Annotated in this window: 6 protein-coding genes; 2 read left to right on the forward strand and 4 right to left on the reverse strand. The window is 76.9% G+C overall.

The genetic code is table 11. From position 1 onward, the window contains the following. Window positions 1-261, reverse strand: a 261-nt coding sequence (locus tag ACFRQN_RS39010) for a hypothetical protein (RefSeq protein ID WP_380745361.1), incomplete at its 3' end; no start/stop codon positions are given. A gap of 7 nt (window positions 262-268) precedes the next feature. Here ACFRQN_RS39010 and ACFRQN_RS39015 point away from each other — a divergent pair. Then, window positions 269-835, forward strand: coding sequence for an NPCBM/NEW2 domain-containing protein (locus ACFRQN_RS39015; RefSeq protein ID WP_380745363.1), 567 nt, complete (start codon window positions 269-271; stop codon window positions 833-835). Window positions 836-954: 119 nt separating this feature from the next. On the opposite strand, the gene ACFRQN_RS39020 is transcribed toward ACFRQN_RS39015, so the two are convergent. The 3 genes from ACFRQN_RS39020 to ACFRQN_RS39030 form a co-directional block, all read right to left on the reverse strand. Then, entirely contained in the window at window positions 955-1,659 is a 705-nt protein-coding gene (locus ACFRQN_RS39020; protein WP_375876791.1) for a DsbA family oxidoreductase, read from the reverse strand. A gap of 110 nt (window positions 1,660-1,769) precedes the next feature. Further along, window positions 1,770-2,291, reverse strand: coding sequence for a universal stress protein (locus ACFRQN_RS39025; protein ID WP_074002090.1), 522 nt, complete (start codon window positions 2,289-2,291; stop codon window positions 1,770-1,772). Window positions 2,292-2,406: 115 nt separating this feature from the next. Continuing rightward, window positions 2,407-4,566: an asparagine synthase-related protein gene (locus tag ACFRQN_RS39030; protein ID WP_380745366.1), complete on the reverse strand. Its 2,160-nt coding sequence runs from the start codon at window positions 4,564-4,566 to the stop codon at window positions 2,407-2,409. A gap of 822 nt (window positions 4,567-5,388) precedes the next feature. On the opposite strand from ACFRQN_RS39030, the gene ACFRQN_RS39035 reads away from it, so the two are divergent. Continuing rightward, window positions 5,389-6,816, forward strand: coding sequence for a hypothetical protein (locus ACFRQN_RS39035; protein ID WP_049658584.1), 1,428 nt, complete (start codon window positions 5,389-5,391; stop codon window positions 6,814-6,816). Window positions 6,817-7,239 lie beyond the last annotated feature (423 nt).

The raw sequence follows: 7,239 nt of genomic DNA on the forward strand, positions 1-7,239 counted from the left end.
CCCGGCGGCCGCTCCTCCGGCCCCCAGCGCCCCGGCCGCCGCCTCCCCGGCGCCGCCCGCGGCCGCGTCCGCCGCACCCGCGGCACCCGCCGCGGCCCCGGCGCCCGGCGCCGCCGCACCGGCCCCGGAGGCGCCCGCGTCGAGCGCCGACACCAAGCCGGCCGCCGCGTCCACGCCCGCCCCGCCGCCCGCCACCACCCGGGCACCGGAGTCCGGCACGCCCACGTCCGGCAGCCCGAAGACGCCGACGCCGGCCTTCACTCCCCCGGTGCTGCCCGTACCGAGCCTGCCGCCGCTGCCCACCCCCGACGTGCCGGTCGTCCCGACGCCCACTCTGCCGCCGGTGCCGACCCCGACCGTCCCCACGCCGACGCCGCCCGTGCTCAGCGACTTCTGGGGCAACTCGCTGCCCGTGCTCAAGCCCGGCAACAACCGGGTGCCGCCGCCCGAGCCGAGCATCCGGCAGAAGGACAGCGACAAGTTCTGGCAGCGCGACGGCGGCTGGATCGGCGGCGACTACCACCCGCACGTGATCACCGTGCACGCCCCGGCGGCCACCGTGATCGACCTCAACCGCACGTGCACGTCCTTCGACGCGCTGGCCGGGGTGGACGACGCCACGATCTCGCCGGGCGGGGTCGTCTTCACCGTCCAGGGCACCGACGGCACCGTCCTGTGGCGCTCCCGCGCGCTGGCCGTCGGCGACGACGCGGTGCCGGTGCACGTGCCGCTGGCCGGGCAGAAGTCGATCAAGCTGTCGGTCACGCCGGTGAGCGGGATCTGGTCGGCGCTGAACGTCGCGGACTGGGCCGAGGCCCGCTTCCGCTGCTCGTGACCCGGGCGCCCGGGCGGGCATGACGGAGGCCCGCTCCAGGGGTGCTGGAGCGGGCCTCGGGTCCGCGGTGCCGTGCCCGGGTGGGCCGCCGGGGTGGGCGGCCTGGGCCCGGTCGGCCGTCAGATGGCGCAGGAGCCGTCCGCGCAGGCCTCCCCGGCCGGGGCGACCTGCACCGGGGCGGGGCGGCGCTCGCCGATCTCGGCGGCGACCTGCTCCAGCACCTTGCCGAAGGTCGCGGCGTCCTGGCCGCCCTGGACGGCCCACTTGCCCTCGAAGACGAAGGTCGGCACGGCGTTGATGCCCAGCTCCCGGCCCTCGGCCAGCTGGGCGTTGACCTCGGCGGTGCCCTCGTCGCCCGCCAGGTAGGCGGTCACCCGGTCCCGGTCCAGGCCGGACGCCACGGCGACGTCGGTCAGCGCGGCACGGTCGCCGACGTCGACACCGTCGGTGAAGTGCGCCTTCAGCAGCGCCTCCTTCAGCCGCCCCTGGACGGCCGGGCCGTACTCGGACTCCGCGAGGTGCAGCAGGCGGTGGCCCAGGAAGGTGTTGGCGTGCAGCGCGGCGTCGAAGTCGTACGCGATGCCCTCGGCAAGGCCCAGCTCGGCCACCCGCGCGTCCATCGCCACCGACTGCGGGCCGTAGCGCTCGGCCAGCCAGGCGCGGTGCGGGCTCGCCGTGGCGGGGGCGTCCGGGACCAGCTGGTACGGACGGTAGACGACCTCGACCTGCTCCTTGCCCGGGAAGTCCGCCAGGGCCTGCTCGAAACGGCGCTTGCCGATGTAGCACCAGGGGCAGGCGATGTCGCTCCAGATCTCGACCTTCATGCGGGGGGCTCCAGGGGGCGTCTTGTGGGATGGGGACAAGATGGATGAACGATGAACCATCTCGGTACATTCCCGGCACCCCACGGGCGTCTTTCCCGCTCCGCTCCAGGTCAGGCCGCGGGCGGCGCCGGAACCACCAGCACCGGGCAGGCCGCGTGGTGCACGACCGCCGAACTCACCGAACCCATCAGCAACCGGGCGAAGCCGCCGTTGCCCCGGGTGCCGATCACCAGCGTGTGCTGCCGGGTCGCCGCCTCCAGCAGCACCTCGATCACATTGCCCAGCACCACGTGCAGCGACAGCTCCCCCGCGTACGGCACGGGACGCCGGCGCTGCACGGCGGCCACCGAGCGGCGCAGCCCGTCCGCCATGCTCTCGACCAGCGTCTCCACGCTCTCCTGCACCAGCTCCGCCATCCCCGGGGGGTAACCGGCCGGCGCCGGGTTGACCACGGCGAGCACGTACAGCGGCAGCCCGAACAGCTCGGCCTCCGTCATCGCCCGGTCCAGCGCCCACAGCGACCCGTCCGACCCGTCGCACGCCGCCAGCACCCCGGGCGGCCGCCCCGCCGGCGGACGCCCGAGCACCGACAGCACGACCGGCACCTCCCGCCCCGCGCTCCCACCGGCCACCGCACGTCCTCCTCACCCCGGATCCACACCCCCGCCATCATCACCGCCCCGCCGATCCGGACCCGGCAACCGCGCCGCAGGGCGGGGTGGGGCGGGCCCGGGCGCCGGCGGGGGTTCAGGAGGTGAGGGCGGGTTGGCGGGGGGTGGGGAGGCCGGTCCAGCAGGCGCCGTGGCGGCGGGCGCGGATACGGCGGAGCCAGAGTTCGGTGGAGACGAGGTCGGCGAGGCCGGCGAGGGCGGAGGGGGAGAGGGGGGTGGCGGGGTCGGTGGACTGGGCGAGGCCGGCCCGGACGGCGGGGAGGTCGATGAGGCCGGCGTCGGCGAGCAGCGGGGCGTCGAAGAGTTCGGCGAGGCCGTCGGCGGCGAGGCGCAGGCCGGTGCGGGCGGGGGCGGCGCGGTCGGGGCGGGGGACGCGGCCCCAGTCGGGGGGCAGGTCGGTGCGGCCGGCGCCGGTGAGGACGGCGTGCAGGAGGGCGTGCCGGGCGCCGGGCTGGAGGCGGACGTCGTCGGGCAGCAGCCGGGCGGCGCGCACCACCTGGTTGTCGAGGAAGGGCGCGTGCAGCCGTTGGCCGGGCTGTTCGGCGGCGTGCACGAGCGTGCGGAACCCGCGCGCCTGCCGGTAGAGGGCGTGCCGGGCCCGGTGTGCGCCGGGGTGTTCCCCGGGCGCCGGTCTGCGCGCCGCCAGGCGGAGCCGCAGCGCGACCGCGGAGAGCGCCTCGTCGGACAGCCAGCGGGCGGCCGGACCGGGCACGCACCAGGCGAGGTCGGCGGCCGAGCGGGCCCCGGCCGTGCCGGCACCGTCCGGGACGTGGCGGGCGGTCAGCCTGGCGGCCGCCTCGTCCAGCGCCTCGGCGTAGCGGACCCGGGAGAGCCGGTGGGCGGCCCGGACCACGGTGAGCGGGGTGCGCAGCGTGCCGGTGAGGACGCCCGCGGCCGCCCGGTCGGCGCCGGCCAACGCGACCACCGGGGAGAGCAGTTCGCGCGGCCGGCCGGCCCGGAGGAGGTCGGCGAGCCGGGCCGGGTGCCCGTCCAGCACCTGCCGGGCGCCGTAGCCGGTGAGGTGGTCGGTGCCGCCGGCGTCGAAGCGGGCCTCGGCCCGGGCGGCGGCGACGAGTTCGGGCCCGGGCTCGTCGGTGAGCCGGCCGGACTGCGGGTCGGCGCCCGGCCCGGCGTACGGGAGGGTGTCCGGGCCGGGGTCGAGCACGGTGTGCCGCAGCCGCGGGGTGTCGGGGGCGAGCGCGAGGCCGGCCGGGGGCTCGGTCTCGCCGAGCGTGACGGCGGCCAACTGCTCGGGGGCGGCGGGTTCCTGGGCGGCGGCGCGGGCCCAGGAGCCCTTGACCGCACCGCTCCTGGCCCCGGCCGCGGCCGCCCGGACCACCGCGGTGGACGCGGTCGCCGCCGGCAGCGGGACGGCGGCGGCGAGCAGGGCGACGGTCGCGGAGGCCGTCCCGTACGACAGGTCGACGCCCAGCCGAGGCCGCCCGACCGGGTCGGCCGGGTCGGCCGGGTCGGGGACGGGGGCCGGCGAGGTGGTGCGGACCCGGGAGCGGACGGACTCCAGCAGGGCGCGGGTGAGTTCGCGGACGGCGGGCGCCTCGTCGCGCGGCTGCTCGGCGCCGGCCGGGTCGTCGTAGCCGGACAGGTACGGGCGGCCGCCGCGGATGCCGAGCACGTGCCCGGGCGGCACCCCCTGGACGCCTTCGTACGGGGTGCCGGTGCCGAGCGCCTCGGGGGACTCGGGGCAGGCGAGCCGGGCGGCGAGGTGGCCGGTGTCCAGCGGGGCGCCGACCAGGTCGGCGAGCGGCAGGGCGGCGGTGGCGTACGCGGTGCCGCCGGCCCACGGGGTGTGGAAGACGGGCTGGGCGCCGGCGAGGTCGGTGAGCAGCAGGGTGGACCGGGTGCCGGAGCGCAGCACGACGGTGTAGCTGCCGGGCCAGGCGGTCAGGTGGCGGACGGCGCCGCCGCGGGCGGCGGCGAGGCCGGCGGCGAGTTCGGCGTCGGTGGCGCCGCAGTGGCCGAGGACGGCGAGCCGGGAGGTGGCGGGGGTGTCCTCGACCTGGTCGGGGGCGGTGGGGCCGGTGCTGACCACGGCGGGGGCGCCGGGGCGGAGGGTGACCAGGCGGATCTCCCCGGGTCGCCAGTCGCCCACGGCCCAGAGCGGGTCCGGTCCGGCCCAGAGCGGGCGCGCGGCGATCGGCTCGACCCTGGCCAGCGCCTCGTACGCCGGGGTGCCCGCGCTCGACGCGCCCGTGCACCAGCCCGTCAGCCACCGCATCGCGCCTCCACCGGACGAGGACCTGCATCCGTGCGGTGCGTTCGTTCGCCGCCCGCCGGGCGGCCGGGTGGTGTGCCGTGGCGGCCCGTGCGCGTCCCGGCGTGCCCCCGCAGCTCGACGCGCCGTCAGTGGACATCGTGCCACCGCGGGCGGCCGCCGTGGTCGGTGTTTCGGGTTCCGCTTCCGTTCGGACCGCCCGTTCGACGGCAGCGGCGGCGGGGCGGCCCGGCCCGGGTGCGCCTGGGGATGCATTCAAGGGCCCGGGGCCCGGGCGGCGCCCGATCACCCCGGGTGGGCAAGTTCCGTGCTTCGGAGGGGAGTTCGATCGTCCGGGTGCTCCCGGGGGGGCGGACGGGCCGGGCCTCCCCCTCCCCGGCCCGGACCGCCGACGAACGCCTTTGGCATGGGCATCGCGAGATGGCCGAAAGGCGTCGCCCGACCCGGGAGGGCATCCGCACGCCCTCCCGGACTCCACCGCCGCCCGCGGGGATTGAGGCGGCGGCGTCCCCCGGCCCGCCGGGTCCTCGACGGCAGGCCGACCCACGACCACCAGCGAATCGCCGACCTGCCGGTCGGGCCAGGGGGCACGGCCGGGCGCACGTGTACACGGGACCGGAGCACGACGCTCCGGAGCGCCGCGCGGTCGGCCGGATCCGAGTGGTCCGGACCAACTCCGGTGCGGCACCGCCGAGTGCGCGATCCCGCCATCCGGAATGCGACCTCTTAACCGTCGGAACGCGTCCGACTACGCTAGGTACAGCAGCTACGGCCCGGTGCCGCCCGGGCCCCGCGCACAAGGCCGCAGGAGGTGCCGCCGCCACCATGACCGTCAGCCCACGTGGACCGAACGAACGGCTCGGCACGCTCCTGACCCTCGCCCAGATCAGCAACGCCGGACTGGCCCGCCGGGTCAACGACCTCGGCGCCCAGCGCGGGTTGACCCTGCGGTACGACAAGACCTCGGTGGCCCGCTGGGTCAGCAAGGGCATGGTGCCGCAGGGGCCCGTCCCGCACCTGATCGCCACCGCCATCGGCGGCAAGCTCGGCCGGCCCGTCCCGCTGGAGGAGATCGGCCTGGGCGACACCGACCCGGCGCCCGAACTCGGCCTGGCCTTCCCGCGCGAGGTCGCCGACGCGGTCCGCTCCGCGACCGACCTGTGGCGGGTCGACCTCGACCTGCGCCGGGGCCCCGGCGGCGGCCGCTGGAGCGACAGCCTGGCCGGCACCTTCTCGGTGGCCGCCTACGCGACCCCGGTCTCCCGCTGGCTGATCACCCCGGCGGACGGCTCGGTGGCCCGCGAGGTGCCGCGCTCCCCCACCGACACCTCCTCCTACCGGGTCGGCCACTCGGACGCCGCCAAGCTCCGCGAGGCCGCCCAGGAGGCCCGCCGCTGGGACTCCAAGTACGGTGGCGGGGACTGGCGTTCGTCGATGGTGCCGGAGTGCCTGCGGGTGGAGGCGGCACCGCTGCTGCTCGCCTCGTACAGCGACGCGGTCGGCCGGGCGCTGTTCGGCGCGACGGCCGAACTGACCAGGCTGGCCGGCTGGATGGCCTTCGACACCGGGCAGCACGAGGCCGCCCAGCGCTACTACATCCAGGCGCTGCGGCTGGCCCGGGCCGCCGCCGACGTGCCGCTCGGCGGCTACGTGCTGGCCTCGATGAGCCTCCAGGCCGGCTACCGGGGCTTCGCCGAGGAGGCGGTCGACCTCGCCCAGGCCGCGCTGGAGCGCAACCGGGGCCTGGCCACCGCCCGCACCATGAGCTTCTTCCACCTGGTGGAGGCCCGGGCCCAGGCCAAGGCCCGCAACGCGGCGGCGTGCGCGACGGCGCTCGGCGCTGCGGAGAGCGCGCTCGAACGGGCGCGCGCCGGGGATCCCGATCCGGCGTGGATCGACTTCTACGCCTACGACCGGCTCGCCGCCGACGCCGCCGAGTGCTTCCGCGACCTTGGAGTGCCCTCCAAGGTCCGGCAGTTCACCCGCGAGGCGCTGGCCACGCCCACCGAGGGCTTCGTCCGCTCGCACGGCCTGCGGCTGGTGGTCTCGGCGATGGCCGAGGCGGAGGCGGGCAACCTGGACGCCGCGGTCGCCGCCGGCGAACGCGCCGTCGAGGTGGCCGGCCGGATCTCCTCGCAGCGCAGCCGGGAGTACGTGGTGGAGATGCTCCGGCGGCTGGAGCCCTTCCAGGGTGAACGCCGGGTACGGGAGTTGACCGAGCGGGCGCGCGCGGTGATCGTCGCCCCGGCGTGAGCGCCGGAGCGGCGACTCAGGCTGGTCATCGGACGGCGACCGGAACAGCGACCGGAACGGCGAGAGGGCCCGGCGGTAATTGAGGTGCGCCGGCGGGAGGGGCCTGGCTAGGGTTTCTCCCGTCCAGGTGCGCAGGCAGAGGTTACTTCCACTCTTAATGGGCGTGTCGCGGGTTCGAGTCCCGTCACCGGCTTCGGGCCGGTGTAGCTCAGTCGGTAGAGCAGCTATGTCACCTCAGCCGTCCTCGATCTCTGGACACCCACACGTGAACAGTTCGTCCGCACCTCCCGGTGCGACGGCAGCGGTTACTTCTTGGTGAGGCGCCCCCTGGGCGCTGCGGTTCGAGCCCGCGAAACACCGCCGCCACCTTTGATCTCGGGAGGCGGCTCCTCGTGGTGCCCGGGTCCCGTCAGTTGTTAATGT

Origin of the sequence: Kitasatospora sp. NPDC056800 (genome assembly GCF_042789775.1) — a bacterium.
In the GTDB taxonomy this organism is placed as follows: Bacteria; Actinomycetota; Actinomycetes; order Streptomycetales; family Streptomycetaceae; genus Kitasatospora.

Excerpts from the sequence above, each read along its gene's own strand:
- ACFRQN_RS39020 (WP_375876791.1), bottom strand. The coding sequence starts at position 1,659 with ATGAAGGTCGAGATCTGGAGCGACATCGCCTGCCCCTGGTGCTACATC.
- ACFRQN_RS39030 (WP_380745366.1), bottom strand. The coding sequence starts at position 4,566 with ATGCGGTGGCTGACGGGCTGGTGCACGGGCGCGTCGAGCGCGGGCACC.
- ACFRQN_RS39035 (WP_049658584.1), top strand. The coding sequence starts at position 5,389 with ATGACCGTCAGCCCACGTGGACCGAACGAACGGCTCGGCACGCTCCTG.